The organism is Thermophilibacter sp., from assembly GCF_966187215.1.
The window spans coordinates 17,043-33,838 of sequence record NZ_CBIFYV010000040.1 but is presented as its reverse complement, the minus strand read 5'-3'; the positions used below and the strand labels follow the sequence as shown (position 1 = coordinate 33,838).

At 70.2% G+C, this 16,796-nt stretch carries 18 protein-coding genes; 14 read left to right on the top strand and 4 right to left on the bottom strand.

Annotated features, from left to right (window positions below):
• Positions 1-278: 278 nt before the first annotated feature.
• From ACWTSU_RS03645 to ACWTSU_RS03625, 5 genes are all read left to right on the top strand, one after another.
• Complete coding sequence (locus ACWTSU_RS03645) at positions 279-1,220, top strand: ROK family protein (RefSeq protein ID WP_455138518.1); 942 nt, start codon at positions 279-281, stop codon at positions 1,218-1,220.
• Between the two features lie 253 nt (positions 1,221-1,473).
• Positions 1,474-2,982, top strand: a complete 1,509-nt coding sequence (locus tag ACWTSU_RS03640) for a PTS fructose transporter subunit IIC (RefSeq protein WP_455138517.1) — start codon at positions 1,474-1,476, stop codon at positions 2,980-2,982.
• A gap of 10 nt (positions 2,983-2,992) precedes the next feature.
• Positions 2,993-3,457, top strand: coding sequence for a PTS sugar transporter subunit IIA (locus tag ACWTSU_RS03635; RefSeq protein WP_455138516.1), 465 nt, complete (start codon positions 2,993-2,995; stop codon positions 3,455-3,457).
• 81 nt (positions 3,458-3,538) lie between these two features.
• The gene (locus ACWTSU_RS03630) at positions 3,539-4,456 is read left to right on the top strand and encodes a 1-phosphofructokinase family hexose kinase (protein ID WP_455138515.1); all 918 of its coding nucleotides are present in this window, start codon (positions 3,539-3,541) and stop codon (positions 4,454-4,456) included.
• A 173-nt stretch (positions 4,457-4,629) separates the two neighbouring features.
• The gene (locus ACWTSU_RS03625; RefSeq protein ID WP_455138514.1) at positions 4,630-5,433 is read left to right on the top strand and encodes a DeoR/GlpR family DNA-binding transcription regulator; all 804 of its coding nucleotides are present in this window, start codon (positions 4,630-4,632) and stop codon (positions 5,431-5,433) included.
• A 173-nt stretch (positions 5,434-5,606) separates the two neighbouring features.
• Here the strand turns inward: ACWTSU_RS03625 and ACWTSU_RS03620 are convergent, their stop codons facing one another.
• The 3 genes from ACWTSU_RS03620 to ACWTSU_RS03610 all read right to left on the bottom strand — a co-directional run bounded on the left by ACWTSU_RS03620 (position 5,607) and on the right by ACWTSU_RS03610 (position 8,189).
• On the bottom strand, positions 5,607-6,509 hold the full coding sequence (locus tag ACWTSU_RS03620) for a DUF4097 family beta strand repeat-containing protein (protein WP_455138519.1): 903 nt from the start codon (positions 6,507-6,509) through the stop codon (positions 5,607-5,609).
• Between the two features lie 2 nt (positions 6,510-6,511).
• The gene (locus tag ACWTSU_RS03615) at positions 6,512-7,117 is read right to left on the bottom strand and encodes a helix-turn-helix transcriptional regulator (RefSeq protein ID WP_455138513.1); all 606 of its coding nucleotides are present in this window, start codon (positions 7,115-7,117) and stop codon (positions 6,512-6,514) included.
• Positions 7,118-7,337: 220 nt separating this feature from the next.
• Positions 7,338-8,189 (bottom strand): class II fructose-bisphosphate aldolase, encoded by an 852-nt coding sequence (locus ACWTSU_RS03610; protein WP_455136679.1) that lies wholly within the window; start codon positions 8,187-8,189, stop codon positions 7,338-7,340.
• 415 nt (positions 8,190-8,604) lie between these two features.
• Here ACWTSU_RS03610 and ACWTSU_RS03605 point away from each other — a divergent pair, with 415 nt between their 5' ends.
• The 6 genes from ACWTSU_RS03605 (at position 8,605) to ACWTSU_RS03580 (ending at position 13,891) form a co-directional block, all read left to right on the top strand.
• Positions 8,605-9,393: a DeoR/GlpR family DNA-binding transcription regulator gene (locus ACWTSU_RS03605; protein WP_455138512.1), complete on the top strand. Its 789-nt coding sequence runs from the start codon at positions 8,605-8,607 to the stop codon at positions 9,391-9,393.
• A 42-nt stretch (positions 9,394-9,435) separates the two neighbouring features.
• Entirely contained in the window at positions 9,436-10,260 is an 825-nt protein-coding gene (locus tag ACWTSU_RS03600) for an HAD family hydrolase (RefSeq protein ID WP_455138511.1), read from the top strand.
• Positions 10,250-10,954 carry a response regulator transcription factor gene (locus ACWTSU_RS03595; RefSeq protein ID WP_455138510.1) on the top strand — a complete coding sequence of 235 codons (705 nt, stop codon included), beginning with the start codon at positions 10,250-10,252 and terminating at the stop codon, positions 10,952-10,954. The genes ACWTSU_RS03600 and ACWTSU_RS03595 overlap by 11 nt, the downstream gene beginning before the upstream one ends.
• A gap of 206 nt (positions 10,955-11,160) precedes the next feature.
• Complete coding sequence (locus ACWTSU_RS03590; RefSeq protein ID WP_455138509.1) at positions 11,161-12,150, top strand: ABC transporter ATP-binding protein; 990 nt, start codon at positions 11,161-11,163, stop codon at positions 12,148-12,150.
• A gap of 5 nt (positions 12,151-12,155) precedes the next feature.
• The gene (locus ACWTSU_RS03585; protein WP_455138508.1) at positions 12,156-12,977 is read left to right on the top strand and encodes a hypothetical protein; all 822 of its coding nucleotides are present in this window, start codon (positions 12,156-12,158) and stop codon (positions 12,975-12,977) included.
• Entirely contained in the window at positions 12,977-13,891 is a 915-nt protein-coding gene (locus tag ACWTSU_RS03580; RefSeq protein WP_455138507.1) for a sensor histidine kinase, read from the top strand. The genes ACWTSU_RS03585 and ACWTSU_RS03580 overlap by 1 nt, the downstream gene beginning before the upstream one ends.
• Positions 13,892-14,081: 190 nt before the next feature.
• On the opposite strand, the gene ACWTSU_RS03575 is transcribed toward ACWTSU_RS03580, so the two are convergent.
• Positions 14,082-15,017: a 1-phosphofructokinase family hexose kinase gene (locus ACWTSU_RS03575; protein WP_455138506.1), complete on the bottom strand. Its 936-nt coding sequence runs from the start codon at positions 15,015-15,017 to the stop codon at positions 14,082-14,084.
• A gap of 501 nt (positions 15,018-15,518) precedes the next feature.
• Here ACWTSU_RS03575 and ACWTSU_RS03570 point away from each other — a divergent pair.
• The 3 genes from ACWTSU_RS03570 to agaV are packed head-to-tail and all read left to right on the top strand — an operon-like array spanning position 15,519 to position 16,779.
• Positions 15,519-15,953 (top strand): PTS sugar transporter subunit IIA domain-containing protein, encoded by a 435-nt coding sequence (locus tag ACWTSU_RS03570; RefSeq protein WP_455138505.1) that lies wholly within the window; start codon positions 15,519-15,521, stop codon positions 15,951-15,953.
• A complete protein-coding gene (locus tag ACWTSU_RS03565; RefSeq protein WP_455138504.1) occupies positions 15,953-16,240 on the top strand; it encodes a preprotein translocase subunit YajC in 288 nt (95 codons plus the stop codon). The genes ACWTSU_RS03570 and ACWTSU_RS03565 overlap by 1 nt, the downstream gene beginning before the upstream one ends.
• Positions 16,241-16,296: 56 nt before the next feature.
• Positions 16,297-16,779, top strand: coding sequence for a PTS N-acetylgalactosamine transporter subunit IIB (agaV, locus tag ACWTSU_RS03560; RefSeq protein ID WP_455136669.1), 483 nt, complete (start codon positions 16,297-16,299; stop codon positions 16,777-16,779).
• Positions 16,780-16,796 lie beyond the last annotated feature (17 nt).

The following is a 16,796-nucleotide window of genomic DNA, read 5'->3' as shown; positions in this document are numbered from 1 at the left end:
CGGGCGTTGGTTTGGGAGGCGTTCGTGTGAGGGGTGCTCTTTTCTGTCGTGGTTCTTCTTGGGGTCGTGGTCGCGGCCGCGCGCTGTCCCCAGTGTAGCCGCCGCCGGCCCGGCGCGGCCGCACGGGACAAAACCTCCGGCCCGCGCCGCGGCCGTCCGCTCGCGACGCGGATGGCGCCCCTCGCGCCGGGGCTCGCCGCCTCGCGGGCGCCGCCCGCCTATCATCGGTGGCGGCATGAGGTCACGTTCCCGGCGCGCCCGGGGGTGGGGAGGCGGACATGGACAGGGTCCTCGGCATCGATGTGGGTGGCACGAGCATCAAGGTGGGGCTGTTCACGCCCGAGGGCGAGCTGCTCGAGGAGCGCAAGATCCCCACGCCGGCACTCGTTGACGAGGCGGCGTTCGCGCAGGTCACCGAGGGGCTCGGCCGCGTGCTCGCCGCGCACGACGCGACGCCCGCGGACGTGGTCGCGTGCGGCCTGGACATCCCCGGCCCCGTGGCCGACGACGGCACGGTCGGGTTTCTCCCCAACATCCAGCTCGACCCCGAGGGGCTCGTCGGCGCGCTGAGCCACTACCTCCCGCAGACGACCACGGCCTTCGTCAACGACGCCAACGCCGCCGCGCTCGGCGAGCTGTGGGCGGGGTCCGCGCGCGACGTCTCTAGCTTCGTGCTGCTCGCCCTGGGCACCGGCGTGGGCGCCGGCGTGGTGGTGGGCGGCCGGCTCGTGGCCGGGGCCTTCGGCGCGGGCGGCGAGGCGGGCCACATCACCGTGCGCCGCGACGAGCCGCGCGCCTGCGGCTGCGGCCGCCACGGTTGCCTGGAGCAGTACGCATCGGCCACCGGCGTGGTGCGGCTCTACCTGGAGGCCTGCGAGAGCCGCGGCGTCACGCCCGTCCACATCGAGCACGCCACCGACACCCTCTCGGTCTTCGGGGCGCTCGAGCAGGGCGACGAGTGCGCGCGGATCGCCGTCGACCAGATGTGCGACTACCTGGCCCTGGCCATGTCGCAGATCTCCTGCGTGATCGACCCGGCGCTCTACCTCATCGGCGGCGGCGTGGGCGGGGCCTTCGCCACCTTCGCGCCGCGGCTGCGCGAGCGCTTCCACGAGCTGGCGCTCCCCACCTGCGCGGGCGTGCGCATCGAGGCGGCCTCGCTCGGCAACCAGGCGGCCATGTACGGCTGCGCCTACGAGGCGCTGCGTCTGCGCGGCTGATCGCGGTCGGGTCCGGGCGGCTTTCGTTTCTCGCCACGCGGCTCAAAAGAAAAGTACCAGCGGCCCGAGCGGGCCGGTGAGCGGACGAACTCACCGGCCCGTTCGTTTCTTTCGTTTTCTTTCGTTTCTCTCCGCTATCCTTTCTCCAAGGAGTCCTCCTGTGGTGTTCGCGTGAAGAGTTTGCGTATATCATGTGAGGAACGCGTAACGCAGGGCGCCCGCGGGCGCCAAGAGCAATGGAGAGGAGAGTGGGATGGCAGAGAAGACCACCTACGACCTTCTGGCCGTGACGGGCTGCCCGACGGGCATCGCGCACACGTACATGGCCAAGGAGGCGCTCGAGAAGGCCGCCGAGGCCCGCGGTCTCACCATCAAGGTGGAGACCCAGGGTCAGGTCGGCCCCGAGAACGAGGTGACCCCGGCCGAGATCAAGGCGTGCAAGGCCGTCATCATCGCGGCCGACAAGGACGTCCAGCCCGAGCGCTTCGAGGGCAAGCCGCTCGTGAGCGTGGGCGTGACCGCCGCCATCAAGGACCCGAACGGCCTCATCGACAAGGCGCTCGCCGCCAAGGCCGAGGGCGAGCTCAGCTCCGAGGTCGCCAACGCCTCCGAGGACGCCGCGGCCCCCGAGAAGGAGTCCATCGGCCACCAGATCTACCGCCACCTGATGAACGGCGTCAGCCACATGCTGGTCTTCGTCGTCGCCGGCGGCGTGCTCACGGCGCTGTCGTTCCTGTGGGGCATCACGTCCTATGACTCCACGGCGTCCGACTACAACGCGTTCGCCGCGATGCTCAAGATCATCGGCGGCATCGCCATGAACCTCATGGTCCCGGTGCTGTCGGCCTACATCGCCGAGTCCATCGGCAAGCGCCCGGCGCTCGTCCCCGGCTTCGTCGCCGGCATGATTGCCATCCAGGGCCTGCCCGTCAACGCCGAGACCGGCCTCATCGACGCCGGTGGCGCCGGCGTCGGCTTCGGCTTCCTCGGCGGCATCGTCGGCGGCTTCCTCGCCGGCTACGTCATCGTGCTGCTGGAGAAGGTCTTCAGCGGGCTGCCCCACAGCCTCAACGGCCTCAAGGCGATGTTCCTCTACCCGCTGTGCTCCACCTTCATCGTGGGCCTGGTCATGCTCGGCATCTCCGGCCCCATGGCCGCCATCAACCAGGCGATGATGGACTTCCTGCAGGGCCTCTACAACGCCGGCCCCATCCCGCTGGGCCTGGCCATCGGCTGCATGTGCGCGTTTGACATGGGCGGCCCCGTCAACAAGGCCGCCTACACCACCGGCACCCTGCTGCTCACCACCGCCATCGAGGCCGGCGTGGGCACCGCGGAGTACAACTTCGGCACCAACTTCATGGCCGCCGTCTCCGCCGCGTGCATCGTGCCGCCGCTGATCACCACCTTCGCCGTGGTGGTGGGCAAGAAGTACTTCTCGCAGGAGGACCACGATGCGGGCATCGTCAACCTGATCCTGGGCTGCACGCACATCACCGAGGGCGCCATCCCGTTCATGACCAAGAACATCTGGCCCGTGATGCCGATCATGATGCTCGGCTCCTCGATCGCCTCGATCCTGACGATCTTCCTGGGCGTCCACGACCCGGCGCCTCACGGCGGCTTCCTCGTGCTGCCCGTGGTCGACGGCGGCCTGCAGTGGGTGATCGCCATTCTGATCGGTGCCGTCATCGGTGGTATCCTGTTCGTGCTCTTCAAGAAGCACGAGTACGACAAGAACGGCGGCAAGGTCGCCGAGTAAGGAGCCAGCGATGAGCGAGTTCGTCCCCGCGTCCCACGTACTTCTCGGCCAGTCGGCCCAGACGGTCGACGAGGCGATCGAGCTCATCGCGCAGAAAGCCGTCTCGCTGGGCCTGGCGACCGACGCCGCGGCCGTGGCCAAGGCCATCCAGGCCCGCGAGGCGGAGGGCACCACCGGCATGATGGGGGGCTTCGCCATCCCGCACGCCAAGACCGACGCCGTCTGCGCGCCGGGCGTCATGGTGGTGAAGTTCACGAGCGGCATCGCGTGGGAGTCGATGGACAAGGAGCCCATCACCTGCGCCATCGTGCTGCTCAACACCGTGTCGGGCGGCGCCGAGCACCTGCGGCTGCTCTCCAGCGTCGCGGTCCTGCTCATGGACGAGGGCTTCCGCTCCCGCATCCAGGCGTCCTCGGACGCGGCCGAGATCGCCGCGATCGTCAACGAGGGCCTCGCGGGCGTCATGGAAGCCTAGCCCTCCGACAGAGGCACGCCCGGGGCCCGGCGCCTGCGCGTCGGGCCCTTTTTCCAACGCAAGCACCCGGAAGGAGTCTCCGTGCTCTACACGCTCACCACCAACCCCGCCGTCGACATGAACGTCAACGCGGGCACGCTGACCACCAAGAAGGTCAACCGCACCACCGACGCGGTCTACACGCCGAACGGCAAGGGGCTCAACGTCTCGTTCACGCTCAAGCACTATGGCGTGGACTCCGTGATCCTGGGCTTCTTCGGCGGGTTCTCGGGCGACTACGTGGTGCGCGAGGCGTCCAAGGTCTGCCCGGTGCGCCCGGTGACCATCGACGGCATCACGCGCGTCAACGTCTTCGTGACCACGCCGGAGGGGGAGTACAAGTTCCCCAACGCCGGCGCGCCGGTCAGCCGCGAGAAGCAGCTCGAGCTGCTCGACATGCTGCGCGCCGCCGACGACCTCGAGTGCCTGGTGGTGTCGGGCAGCCTCTCGCCCCAGATGGACGCGAGCTACTACGATGAGCTCATCGACGTGTGCGAGCAGAGGGGCGCGGAGTTCGTGCTCGACATCTCGCACCCGCACCTCGCCGAGCTGGTTGAGCGCCGACCGCTGCTCATCAAGCCCAACGACGAGGAGGTCGCCGAGATCTTCGGCGTGAACGTGTCCGACGAGGCTGACGTCCTGGCGGCGCTGGCGCACCTCCACGAGCGCGGCGCGCAGAACGTGCTGCTCACGCTCGGCGGGGACGGCGCGTACTTCTCCAACGGGGAGCACGTGTGGCGCGCGAGCGCGGCCACGGTCGAGGTGCTCTCCACGGCCTGCGCCGGCGACGCCACGCTGGCGAGCTTCCTGTCGCTGTGGCTCGCGGACCGCGGCGCCGTGGAGCCGGCGCTCGTGCGGGCGATGGCCACGGGCGGCAACGTGGCCATGTGCGCGGGCCTGGGCGACTTCGCGCTCGTGGACCAGATCGCGCGCTCCATCGAGGTGACGCGCCTGTCGTAGCGCCCGGCCGGGGGCGTCGGGCACGCGGGTGCGTCTCCGACCTTCTCGCCGCGCGGGCGCGACCCCGCCGTCCGCCGACGTTTTCCTTCACTTCTCGGAGAGCGCAAGGGGGGCGCAAGTACCTCCCCGTACGCTGGGAGACGGACTGGGGCCAACGGATCGGGGGGATCGATATGGCCGCGGGGCAGCCGCGCATGCTCGCCGCGGAGCGGCGACAGCGCATCGTTGACATGCTCGAGAACCACTCGTCGGTGCTCATCTCCGACATCTGCCGGGAGTGCGGGGTCTCCGCCGTGACCGCCCGCGGCGACCTCGACTACCTGGAGGGCGAGGGACGCCTCAAGCGGACGCACGGCGGCGCCGTGCCCATCACCGAGTACGTGGTGCCGCGCGTCTCGGAGCGCGTGCGCAAGAACGTGCGCGCCAAGCAGGCCATCGCGCGGGCGGCGGCCGAGCGCGTGAGCGACGGCGAGATGATCCTGGTGGGGAGCGGCTCCACCACGCTCGAGTTCGTGAAGGCGCTGCGGGGCAGACGCGGCGTCTCCATCGTGACCAACTCGTGCCACATCATCGAGTACGCCGAGCAGCACCTGCCCGAGATCACGGTCATGTGCACGGGCGGCACGCTCTCGCGCGAGTACCGGCACTACTACGGGCCCCTGGTCGCGGCGAGCCTGGCGGACATCTATCTTGACCAGGTGTTCCTCGGCGCCGACGGGTTCGAGCCGAGCTTCGGCTTCCTGGCGGAGTACGAGGAGACCGCCCACGCCAAGGTGGAGTTCCTGCGCCACGCGCGCACGCGCGTCGTGCTGATGGACTCGAGCAAGGTGGGCGCCGGGCGGTCGTTTCTGCGCTTCGCCCGGCCCGACGGCATCGACGTGGTGATCATGGACCGCGACCCGGGTCGTCTGGTCGCCGACGCCTGTGCGGGCGGCGAGCGCGACGTCCGGGTCATCGAGGCCCTGGCCGACGATTGACGCGCGCCGCGCCGGTTCCTCGGGGTTTACGCGCGCTCGCGGCGGTTACGTACACTGCCGCACGTTCGACGTGCTTCTCGCCACGCACGTGACCTGCGGATTTTCTGACGAGAAGGTCATTTCAAAGATGCAACTGCGTACGTAACCGCCGCGTGTGTACGTAACCCGCGCGCTCACGCGACGGTGAGGGTGCCGCCGACGGAGTCGAGGGTGACGTCGAGCGCACCGTCGCCGGAGCGGTAGGTGGTCTCGTCCTGGCGGGTGATGCCGTCCCTGAGGCGCAGGTCGGGGCCGAGCGCCTCGGGCACGTGGAGGGTGAGGCCGGCGCCCGCGGGCAGGGTCAGCGTAGTGTCGCCGCTGACCGACGAGACGCGCAGCGAGCGCGGGAGGTCGTCTCCAAACTCCAGCGTCTGGCTTCCCGAAACGGTGCTGACCTCGAGCTCGCCGATCGTCGATGCGCTCAGCGCGTACGAGCCGCTCACGTCGGCCAGCTCGGCGCCGTCCGCCGTGACGCCGCTCAGCTCGACCGACGCGCTCACCGACGACACCGCGAGCTTCTCGCACGACAGGTCCCCCACGCTGACCCGTGCCGAGTCGGTCGCGAGCTCGATGCTTCCGAGGGCGGGGGCGCTGTCCTGCGGCAGCGTGATCGTGAGGCGCATGTCGGGATAGGCCCGCCCGCCGTCCGACCCGGGCAGGCCGTCGTCGACGACGAGGGTGTCTCCGCGCATCGTGAACGTGGCGCGCGTGGGATCCATTTCGTAGGTGCCGGCGGGCACCTCCTCGCGCACCTCCACGGCGTCGACGGGGCCGCGCTCCACGACGAGCGAGCCGCCGTGCCAGGTGACGTCCAGGCCGCGCACCCCGTCCGCCGCGAACGAGGCGTGCTCGGAGACGGGATCGGCGAGCGTGGTCGGCTCGCCGGAGGACGAGCAGCCCGAGAGCGAGATATCGATGCCGAGTGCCCCGTGGCTCGCGGCCACCATCAGGGGGAACCCGATGAACAGCACGATAAGCACAGCGGCAACGACGACCTTGGCCTTCTCGGCCCTTGTCAGATGGTCAAACGCCCTCATGGTCACGCACGCCCCTCTCCCTCGTCGCGCTCGTCGGCGCGGCGCTCGGCCTCGTCCATGATGCCGGCGAGCCACCGGTACACGGGAATGGTGAAGAACACCAGAAACGAGAAGGGCGCGCCGCCGAAGAGGGTGAGCACGAGCCAGAGCGCGACCATGCAGGTCGCGTAGGGAAACGAGCGCCAGCGCCCCCGCTCCCCGCCGCGGCCCTCCGCGCTCGCCCGCGCCACGTGCCGGCTCGCCTGCGTGGCGGCCTCGGCCGCCTGGGCCGCGGCGCGGCTGGCCTCGGCCGCTGCCTGGGCCGCCTGGGTCGCCGTCTCGCGATCGGCGCGGCGCTCGGCCTCGGCCTCGTCGCGGGCGCCGGCGCGCTCGGCGTTCTCGAACGCCACGTCATCCTTGATGTCGTCTCCCACGCGAAGGAGCTCGTCGAGGCTCACGCCGTACAGGCGCGCGAGCGCGATGAGGTTCTCGGTGTCCGGCGAGCTCTCCGCTCGCTCCCATTTTGACACGGCCTGGCGCGAGAGCCCCAGCTCGTGCGCGAGCGACTCCTGGCTGTAGCCCTTGGCGCGACGCAGCTCCGCGAGGCGCTGGGCGATCTCCACGTTCATGGTTGCTCCTGCATGACGCGCGCGGGCGGGGAGCCCGCGCTGACCCATCGTGTCGGTACCGTGCCCCTACCGTAGGGCCTGGGGTCCGAGCGGGCCAGCAAGTTTGGTGGGAATTTACGCAACTCTTGGTTGCGGGGCTCGTGAGCTGGGAAGATGCAGAAAAGGGACCGCCTCCGACGCGCGGGGGCGGTCCCTGGCAGGGCGGATGCGACGCGGCTGGCTACGCGCGGCCCACGGAGCCGAGGTTGGTCATGCGGACCTTGACGAGCTTGGTGATCTCCTCCATGCCCGGCTTGGCCGGCTTCTTGGGATCGAAGGCGTCGGGGTTCTCGGCCATGTAGCCCATGAAGCCGCGCATGTAGGCCTGGCGCAGCTCGGTGGCGTAGTTGACCTTGCAGATGCCGTTCTTGACGGCCTCAGCCACCTGCTCGTCGGGCACGCCGGAGGTGCCGTGGAGCACGAGCGGCACGTCCACGGCGGCGCGGATGGCCTTCACGACGTCTTGCTCGATGTGCGGGGTCTCGGTGTAGACGCCGTGCGCGGTGCCCACGCCGATGGCGAGCGAGGTGCAGCCGGTGCGCTCGACGAACTCGCGAGCCTCATCCGGGTCGGTGTAGGGGTTCTCGCCCTCCACGGCCGGGCCGTCGTCCTCCTTGCCGCCGACCTTGCCGAGCTCGGCCTCGACGGGTACGCCCATGGCGCGGCCAGCGTCGGCCACGGACTTGGTGAGGGCGATGTTGTCCTCGAAGGACTCGTGGGAGCCGTCGATCATGACGGAGGTGTAGCCCACGCGCAGGGCCTGCATGCAGCGGTCGTAGCCGTCGCCGTGGTCGAGGTGCAGCGCCACCGGCACGCTCGCGCGCTCGGCCGCGGCCTTGACCAGGCCGTGGAAGTAGTCCAGGCCGGCGAACTTCACGGTGCCGGGCGTGGTCTGCATGATCACCGGGGACTTGGTCTCCTCGGCGGCGGCGAGCACGGCCATGACGAACTCGAGGCTCTCGATGTTGAACGCGCCGACGGCGTAGTGGTTGGCCTGGGCGTCGAGCAGCATCTCCTTGGTGGTGACGAGCATCTAAGCTCCCTTCGGTTCGGGTACCTTGGGGCCATTGTACGAGGGCCGCGCCCGCCGCGGGCACGGCACGGGTCGCGGGCGGGCGCGCCTGGCCGGCAAAGGGCAAGCAAACGCAGGCGATGTGCTGCTGCGCAGATGGGACATCTCACAAGTTGGGCGGTTTTTGAGGGGTCCTGCGAGTAGCCGGCGGGTTCCGCATCGCAAAGAGCCAGCTCAGGGGCTTGCGCGTTTTTCGGAAACTTGGCGGCTGCTCCAAAAAGCGCCCAACTTGTGAGCGATGGCGATTGCCGCACGTTCACGAGCGCCCCTCCCGTCGGTCATTTGTCAAAAGGAAAGCAAAAGCACTGTGATAGATTGCCTTAAAGGAAAGCAAAGGAAACACAGTTCCGCCACATTTCAGCGAGGAGGTCACGCCGTGCCCAGGGACGCCGCGATGGGGCCCATGTCACCGGAGGAGCGCCGGGCCGCCATTCTCTCCATGCTCGACCGGGCCACGTCCGTCCAGGTGACGGAGCTTGCCGCGGCGTTCGGCGTCAGTCGCGTGACGGCCCGCGGCGACCTCGACGCCCTTGCGCGCGACGGCAAGCTGCGGCGCACCCATGGAGGCGCGGTCTCGCTCTCCAAGACGCTCACCGTCTCGGTGCAGGACCGCCGCGTCAACGTGAACGCGGAGGCCAAGCGCGCCATCGCCCAGCTCGCGGCGCCCTTCGTGGAGGACGGCGACTCCGTGCTCGTGGACTCCGGGACCACGGCGCTCGAGTTCGTGCGCGCCATCTCCGGGCGCGCAGGCGTCACGGTGGTCACCGACGACTTCACGATCGCCGACTACGTGGACCGCTCTGCGCCCGCGCTCGACGTCATCATGCTCGGCGGCAGCCTGCGCAAGGGGCACCGCTACACGGCCGGGCCCCTCGCGTGCCGCACCCTCGAGCTGCTCCATCCCGACAAGGCCTTCGTGACGCCGACCTCCTACGTGCCGGGTCGCGGCCTCATGACCAACAACCAGGACATGGCCGAGCTCAAGCGGGCGTTTCTCACCTGCGCGGACCGTACCTTCGTGCTCATGGACCACGCCAAGGTGCGCGCGCCGGGACTGCTGTGGTTCGGCACGCTCGCGTCGGCCGAGGCCGTGATCGTGGACGCCGACCCCGGGGGCCTCGTGGCCGCCGACGCCGCGGAGCTGGGCTGCCGCATCATATACTGAGGAAAACCGTCGCGCGCCGTGCGCGCTCTGAGGGGGAAGACCATGGCAGAGAAGCCCGTGAGGCTCGTCCTGACCGACATCGACGGCACCATCCTGCCGCGCGGCGCGCGCGAGGTGTCGCCGCGGACCCGCGCCGCCTTTCGCGCGGCGCGCGAGGCGGGCATCGAGGTGGGGCCGGCCAGCGGGCGCGGCTACGCCTGGGCCACGGGCTTCTTCGGCGACGACGTCGCGTGCTGTTCCACGGTGCTGGCCACCAACGGCATGCAGATCTACCTGCACGGCGAGAAGGTCCTCGAGCGGACGCTGCCCGCCGACGCCCTGGCGCGCGTGCGCTCGATCGTGGCCCAGACGCTGCACGCCGGTCTGCTCGTCTTCGACGACGCAACGCCGCTTCTGGTGGAGGGCACGCGCGAGGACCTGGCGCCGGCCTTCCCGACCTATGCCGAGGCCTGCGCGGATGCCGCCGAGCTGCCCGCCCTCCCCGTGGTCAAGGCCAACGTGTTCGTGGGCACGACGCCCGATGACATGGCCGCGCTGGTCGCGCGCCTGAACGCCGAGGTCACGGAGCTCTTCGTGGACCGCGCGATGCCCAGGTTCTCCAACATGCAGCCGCGCGGGTGGAACAAGGGCGCCGCGGTGCGCTGGCTCGCCGAGCGGCTGGGCGTGGGCCTCGACGAGGTGGTGGTCTTCGGCGACGCGGACAACGACCTGCCGATGTTCGAGGCGGTGCCCAACTCCGTGGCGGTGTCCGGCGCCACGCCCGAGGCCGCCGCCGCGGCGCGCTGGCACATCGGCGCCTGCGAGGACGACGCCGTGGCCGAGGCCATCGAGGCGCTCGCCCGCGGGGAGTGGCCGTTTGTGCGCTAGGGAACACGGTGCCCCGCGCGTCCTCGTGGTGGAGGACGACGCCGCGCTGTCCGAGGTGGTCTGCACCTTCCTCGGGCAGGAGGGCTACGCGTGCGTCCCGGCCTTCTCGGGTACCGAGGCGCTGCTCACCGTCGAGAAGGACCACGGCTTCGACCTGGTGATCCTCGACCTCATGCTCCCCGGCGTGCCGGGTGAGGAGCTCATCGGGCGCCTGCGCGCGGCCGGGGTGGTCGCGCCCGTGATCGTGACGTCGGCGAAGTCCGCCGTCACGGACCGCGTGGGCCTGCTGCGCGCGGGTGCCAGCGACTACCTGGTCAAGCCGTTCGACCTCGACGAGCTGCTCGCGCGCGTTGAGGTGCAGCTGCGCGCCGGGCGGTCGGCGCGTGCGGTCGGGGGACGCGCGCTGCGCCTGGGGCGCTGGGAGCTCGATTCCGCCGCGCGGACCTTCTCCGTGGACGGTGCGCCGCTGCGCCTCACGCGCACCGAGTTCGACATCCTCGCTGCGATGATGCGCGAGCCGGGCCGCGTCTTCACCAAGCGCGCCCTCTTCGAGCTCGTGCGCAACGAGGAGGCGCTCACCGACGAGCGCACCATCGCCACGCACGTGAGCAACCTGCGCGCCAAGCTGCGCGCGAGCGGCACCGACGACTACCTCCAGACCGTCTGGGGCATCGGCTTCAAGCTGGGGGCGTGAGACGAGAAGGTCCTGCTGCCAGGGCGTCCGGCCTTTGTCCCGCGCGCAGTTCTGCAGGCGCGCCCTGTGCGCCGAAGCTGTTTGAGCACGGGGCAAAGGCCGGACGCCGCGGCACGCCGCTCGTTCTTGTCAAAGTCTTGTAGCTTCCTGACGCCTTTCTCGACGCTCGCTGCGTATCGTGGGAGACAGCGAGAGGGGAGGCAGCCATGGGTGGCTACGCGATCGAGACCTCGGGTCTGAGCAAGTCCTTCCGCAGGGTGCGCGCGGTGCGCGACGCGGACCTGCACGTGCCGGCTGGCTCGGTGTACGGGCTGGTGGGGGCCAACGGGGCGGGCAAGACCACGCTGCTCGGGCTCGTGGCGGGGCTCGTGCGCCGCGACGCCGGATCGGTGCGCGTGCTCGGGCGCGACCTCGCGTCCGGCGAGGCGCACCCGCGCGTGGGCGCGCTCGTCGGGGCGCCGGCCGTCTACGGTCGGCTCGACGCGTTCGAGAACCTCATGAACCGCGCGCTCGTGCTCGGCCTGCCCGATCCGGTCCGTGCCTGTCGCGAGGCGCTCGCCGCGGTGGGCCTCTCCGAGCACACGGCCGGCGACGGGCGCGCCCGTGCGCTCTGGCCGCGCGGCGACTACGTGGAGGATCTCTCCACCGGCCAGCTCCAGCGCCTCGGCGCAGCGCTCGCGCTGCTCGGCGACCCCGAGGTCCTGCTGCTCGACGAGCCCACGCGCGGTATCGACCCGTCGGGGGCGGCCGCGCTGCGCGACCTCGTCGCCCGCCTCGCCCGCGAGCGCGGTGTGACCGTGGTCGTGAGCTCGCACGACCTCGCGCACCTCGGCCGCATCTGCACGCACTACGGCGTCATGCGCGGCGGCTTCCTCGTCCGCGAGCTCACGGCCGACGAGCTGGCCGACGCCTGCTCCGTGCGCCTCACGCTGCGGGTGGACGCGCCGGAGCGCGCGGTGGCGACCCTCGCCGAGGAGCTGCCCGGCCTCACGGTGCGCGTCCTCCCCGACGACGCGCTCGTCGTGCGCGCGCCGGGCGGCGGCGAGCCGGACCGGACGGTGCTCGCCCGCGTCCTTCTCGACGCGGGCATCGCGGTGAGCGAGCTGTCCGTCTCGGCGCCCGACCTGGAGGGCGAGCTTACGCGCATCATCGACGGGCGCGAGGACGCGTCCGCGGACGGCGAGAAGGGACGGTGAGCCCCATGCTCAACCAGATTCGCTCGACGCTCTACCTGCTCTCGCGCGACGCCTACCTCAAGGGCGCGGTGGTCCTGCCGATGCTCGTTCTGGCCGTCATGCTGGGCATCCCGGCGCTGGTTGCCCTGAACGGGACAAGCACCATGGCGGTCCTCTGGGGTTCGCTGGTCCGGATGCTGCTCAGCGTGGGCACGGTCTTTGGATCCGCGTTCGCGATGACGGGCCTCGTCACGCACGACACGGCGACGAGGGGGCTGCGCGCCGCGTGTCTGGCCGAGCGCGGTCGCGGGCGCTACGTGGCGTCGCGCCTGCTCGCGGCCGGGGCAGTGGCGCTCGCGCTCGCGGCGTGGTCGTCGCTGCTCGCGCTCGTCTGCCGCCTGCTCCCCGGCGTGAGTGGCTACTCTCCGCTCATGGTTCCGAGCTCGGCGGACGGCCCGGCGTCGCTCGGCGAGCTCGTCCCCTGGGCCCTCGTGGCGGCGTTCGTCGGGTGGGCGTACTCGGCCGTGGGGATGCTGCTCGTCTGGGCGCGCGAGGACGGCCTGGGCTTCCTCGGCGTCTGCGTCCTCACGTTCCTGCTGGTGAGCGGCATCCTCGAGAGCCTGCTGTCCACGCTCGCCCTCATCGTGTGCGCGGCGCTCTCCGCCGACCCCACCGTGCAGCTGGGTCTGTTCGTGAGCTGCCTGCCGTCCGGCGCGTGGGCGATGGGCGCGCTCCCGCTCGTCTCGGGCGACTCGGCGCGCGCCGCGCTCGTTCTGGTGGTGCCGCTCGTCTGGGTGGCGCTCGGCGGGGCGCTCTCGTGGGCGAGGCTGGCGAGAAGGAACCTCTGATGGTCGCCGCCCTCGCCGTCGCCCTCGCGGCGGCGCTCGTCGCGCTCGTCGGGCTCGTGGTGCGCGACCGGGCGCGGCGGCGCGACCTGCGGGTGCTCGCCGAGCTGCTCGACCGCGCGGGCGAAGTCCCAGCAGCCCGCGCGCGCCTGACCTCGGCCGACCCCGACACGCGCGAGCTCGCCCGTGCCGTTGACCGTCATCTCGAGGCCGATGCGACTGCCGCCTCTGCGCGCCGCTCCGCCGACGAGCGCCTCCGCGAGCAGCTCTCCGCGCTCAGCCACGACCTGCGCACGCCGCTCGCCGGGGCGCTCGGATACCTGCAGCTCGCGGACCGCGCCGAGGACCGGTCCGCCGCCGCGCGCTATCTCGACGGCGCGCGCGGTCGTCTCGGCGACCTGCGCGCGCTGACCGACGACCTCTTTGTCTACGCGCGCGCGTCCGACCCGTCCTTCTCGCCGGAGCTCGTGCCGTGCGACCTGGGCGCCGCGGCGGGGGAGGCGCTGGCGGCGCGCTACGGGGCGCTCTCCGCGCGCGGCTGGGAGCCCGAGGTCGAGCTCGACGAGTCGGCGCCGCCCGTGCTGGCGGATCCTGACGCGCTCGCGCGCGTGGTGGCAAACCTGTTGGACAACGCCCTCGCGCACGGATTCGGCGCGCCGCGCGTGCGCGTGGCCGGCACGGAGCTCGTCGTGGAGAACCCCGTGGACGCCGCCGTGGCCGCCCGGCTCGACGTCGCGCGCCTGACCGAGCGCTTCTACCAGGGGGACCCGTCCCGCGCGGGCGGCGGCACCGGGCTCGGGCTCGCCGTTGCCCGCGCGCTCGCCGAGTCGATGGGAGGGAGCCTCGAGGTCGCCGTGCTTCTCGACCCGCCGACCTTCTCGGCACGCGTGGTCTTTCCCACGGCGCCTCACTCGTGATCGCGGGCTGCGCCCTCCGCACCTTCAGATTGCTTGAGCATGTCGAGAATCGCCAAACGATGGTCCTTTCGGCCCCGTTTTGGCGATTATCGACATGCTCAAGGTCTCTGAAAGCACTTACTGATCCGAGGTCCTGGCCTGCGTGAGGCGAGGTGCCCCGGGCGAGAAGCGCGTGGCGAGAAGGACCGCCCTACGCCACACGCTCGACGGTCGTTTGGGCGCGCAGCTCCTCGGCCACGGCCATGTCGAAGTGACCGGTGCTCGGCGTGAGGCAGTTGGCGCTCGCACAGCTCATGGCGTACGCGAGGCAGTCGGCCGCGCCCAGGCCACGCGCCATGGCGACCGCGAAGGCACCGACCATCGTGTCGCCGGAGCCCACAGGGTTCACGACCTCGATTTTGGGCGCGCGCCCGCGGAAGACGCCCTCGTCGCAGGCCATGACCGAGCCGTCGCCGCCGAGCGAAATCACCACGCGCTCGATGCCGTGGGTCTCGTGCACCTCGCGCGCGGCGGCCACGATCTCGTCGATGGACTCGGGCTTGCGGCCCAGGATCGCGCAGATCTCATCGGTGTTGGGCTTGATCATAGCGGGGCGGGCGGCCAGGCTCCCCACGAGCAGCTTGCCCGAGGTGTCCAGGATCGCCCGCGCGCCCGCCTCGCGCACCACGCGCACGAGCTCCAGGTAGATGTCATCGCCCGCGCCCGCCGGCGCGCTGCCGTTGAACGTCACCACGTCCGCCTTGGCCGCGACCTCGGCGATCTTGGCGCGCATCGCGGCCAGCTCGCACTCGCTGACGGGGCGCCCGGGCTCCAGGAACTCGGTGGAGCGCCCGTCGGGCTCGAGCACGTTGACGCAGCAGCGGGTCTCGCTCGACACCCGCACGAAGTCGTGATCTATGCCGTCGGCATCGAGCAGCTCGCAGAGGAGCCGGCCGTTGTTGCCGCCCACGAAGCCCGTGGCCAGCACGTGCTCGCCGCAGGTGGCCACCGCGCGGGCGGCGTTGAGCCCTTTGCCGCCGGCGTTGTCGATGCACGTCTCGACGCGCATGACCGTGCCGTCCACGAGCGGGCACGCGAGCTGGTAGGCCTTGTCGATGGACGCGTTGAGCGTGACGGTTGCGATCATGGGTCCGGGCTCCCCTCGGTCGAAGTGCGTATCTCCCGCATCTTATCGCCGCGTCGCGACGGGCGCGCCCCGCGTCCCGCCCGGCCCGCCCTTTCGAATCCTTGCGTTTCGCCCCCGGGCCGCGGCGTGCGGCGCGCTCGCGGCGCCCGATTGGGCCATCCGTTGCAACAATAACGCGCAGCTCATAAAAATTTCAGCGCGTCAAGGTACTCATGAAGTAATACCAGTTGGTCCAAAATGTGAAGGTGCAGAAAAGCAAGGAAACGTAAGTGCCCCCAGCTCGAAACAGGTTCGAAGTCGGGGGAAACATGCGTTTACCCCCAGGAAAAGACCAGATAAAACCCACCGTCTAAGGTGAACGGTAGCAAATCGCCCCCCAGCGGCAGTTTGTACGAGTTTGCAGGAATCATGGAGGAAAAGTGAGGCCTTTCAGCTAGAGTGGGTTAATCAGAGCATTGGTTGTAACCAGTTACACGAACGCCTCGAACTAAGGAGCGCGCAATGGTCGGCTGCATTCTCACTGGTCACGGAATATTCGCGGAGGGGGTCGGCAGCGCCCTTGAGATGGTCGGCGGCCCGCAGGACGACTTCTCGGTGGTCACGTTCCTCGAGGACGAGGCCGCCGAGTTCCCCGACAGGATCGCCGGCGAGATCGCCCGTCTCGTCGAGAAGTGCGGCGAGGTCGTGGTCTTCTGCGACCTGCTCGGCGGCACCCCGTTCAACCAGGCCATGATGGTCGCCGCCTCCACGCCCGGCGTCCAGGTGGTCACCGGCGTCAACCTCCCGATGCTGCTCGAGTGCGTGCCGATGCGCACCGACGCCACCACGGCCGACGAGATCGTGGCCACGGCGGTGGAGATCGGCCGCATGGGCATCGACCATCCGGTGCTCGACGCCTCCGCCACCGACGAGCCCGAGGACGGTGACGGTATCTGATGCCCCAGAGCCTGCTCGACAACATCCTCGCCTCGTCGATCGTCCTGGCGGTCTTCCTGCTCATCATGGGCGTGGTCCTCACCGTCTGGTCCTACGTCAAGGGCCGCAAGAAGCGGCAGTACTTCGCCCAGGTCCACAAGGAGCTGGCGCCCGGCCAGGAGGTCATGTTCGGCGGCGGCATCTTCGGCGTGGTCAAGGAGGTCAACGGCGACCGCGTGACCGTCAAGGTCCGCTCCGGCGCCATGCTCGACGTCTCGCGCTACGCCATCCAGCAGATCGACCAGTAGGAAACGGGCGCGAAGAGGGTCGCCCCCTTCGCGCGGACAGAGAAAGGAAGAGAAACATGGCAGAGCCCAACATTCTCCTCACCCGCATCGACAACCGCCTCATCCACGGCCAGGTGGCCACCCAGTGGAACTCCACGCTCGGCTCCAACCTGATCCTCGTGGCCAACGACGAGGTCTCCACCAACACGATGCGCCAGAACCTCATGAAGATGGCTGCCCCCACGGGCGTCGCCACCAGGTTCTTCTCGCTTCAGCACACCATCGACATCATCAGCAAGGCGTCGCCGAAGCAGAAGATATTCATCATTGCCGAGAACCCCGAGGATGTGCTCACGCTCGTCAAGGGCGGCGTGCCCATCAAGAAGGTGAACATCGGCAACATGCACATGGCTGAGGGCAAGCGGCAGGTCGCCACTTCGGTCGCGGTGAGCGACGAGGACGTCGCTGCCTTCAAGGAGCTCCAGGAAAGGGGGGTCGAGCTGGAGATCAGGCGCGTTCCGAGCACGCCGGTCGAGGACATCAACAAGCTGTTTGCATAAGCGACCGCACGACCCGT

What these genes read in the sequence shown, in the direction of transcription:
- ACWTSU_RS03585 (WP_455138508.1), top strand. Translation starts at nt 12,156, where the DNA reads ATGCTCAACCAGATTCGCTCGACGCTCTACCTGCTCTCGCGCGACGCC.
- ACWTSU_RS03625 (WP_455138514.1), top strand. Translation starts at nt 4,630, where the DNA reads ATGGCCGCGGGGCAGCCGCGCATGCTCGCCGCGGAGCGGCGACAGCGC.
- ACWTSU_RS03575 (WP_455138506.1), bottom strand. Translation starts at nt 15,017, where the DNA reads ATGATCGCAACCGTCACGCTCAACGCGTCCATCGACAAGGCCTACCAG.
- ACWTSU_RS03565 (WP_455138504.1), top strand. Translation starts at nt 15,953, where the DNA reads ATGCCCCAGAGCCTGCTCGACAACATCCTCGCCTCGTCGATCGTCCTG.
- ACWTSU_RS03645 (WP_455138518.1), top strand. Translation starts at nt 279, where the DNA reads ATGGACAGGGTCCTCGGCATCGATGTGGGTGGCACGAGCATCAAGGTG.
- ACWTSU_RS03640 (WP_455138517.1), top strand. Translation starts at nt 1,474, where the DNA reads ATGGCAGAGAAGACCACCTACGACCTTCTGGCCGTGACGGGCTGCCCG.
- ACWTSU_RS03610 (WP_455136679.1), bottom strand. Translation starts at nt 8,189, where the DNA reads ATGCTCGTCACCACCAAGGAGATGCTGCTCGACGCCCAGGCCAACCAC.
- ACWTSU_RS03600 (WP_455138511.1), top strand. Translation starts at nt 9,436, where the DNA reads ATGGCAGAGAAGCCCGTGAGGCTCGTCCTGACCGACATCGACGGCACC.
- ACWTSU_RS03570 (WP_455138505.1), top strand. Translation starts at nt 15,519, where the DNA reads ATGGTCGGCTGCATTCTCACTGGTCACGGAATATTCGCGGAGGGGGTC.
- agaV (WP_455136669.1), top strand. Translation starts at nt 16,297, where the DNA reads ATGGCAGAGCCCAACATTCTCCTCACCCGCATCGACAACCGCCTCATC.
- ACWTSU_RS03615 (WP_455138513.1), bottom strand. Translation starts at nt 7,117, where the DNA reads ATGAACGTGGAGATCGCCCAGCGCCTCGCGGAGCTGCGTCGCGCCAAG.
- ACWTSU_RS03580 (WP_455138507.1), top strand. Translation starts at nt 12,977, where the DNA reads ATGGTCGCCGCCCTCGCCGTCGCCCTCGCGGCGGCGCTCGTCGCGCTC.
- ACWTSU_RS03590 (WP_455138509.1), top strand. Translation starts at nt 11,161, where the DNA reads ATGGGTGGCTACGCGATCGAGACCTCGGGTCTGAGCAAGTCCTTCCGC.
- ACWTSU_RS03620 (WP_455138519.1), bottom strand. Translation starts at nt 6,509, where the DNA reads ATGAGGGCGTTTGACCATCTGACAAGGGCCGAGAAGGCCAAGGTCGTC.
- ACWTSU_RS03635 (WP_455138516.1), top strand. Translation starts at nt 2,993, where the DNA reads ATGAGCGAGTTCGTCCCCGCGTCCCACGTACTTCTCGGCCAGTCGGCC.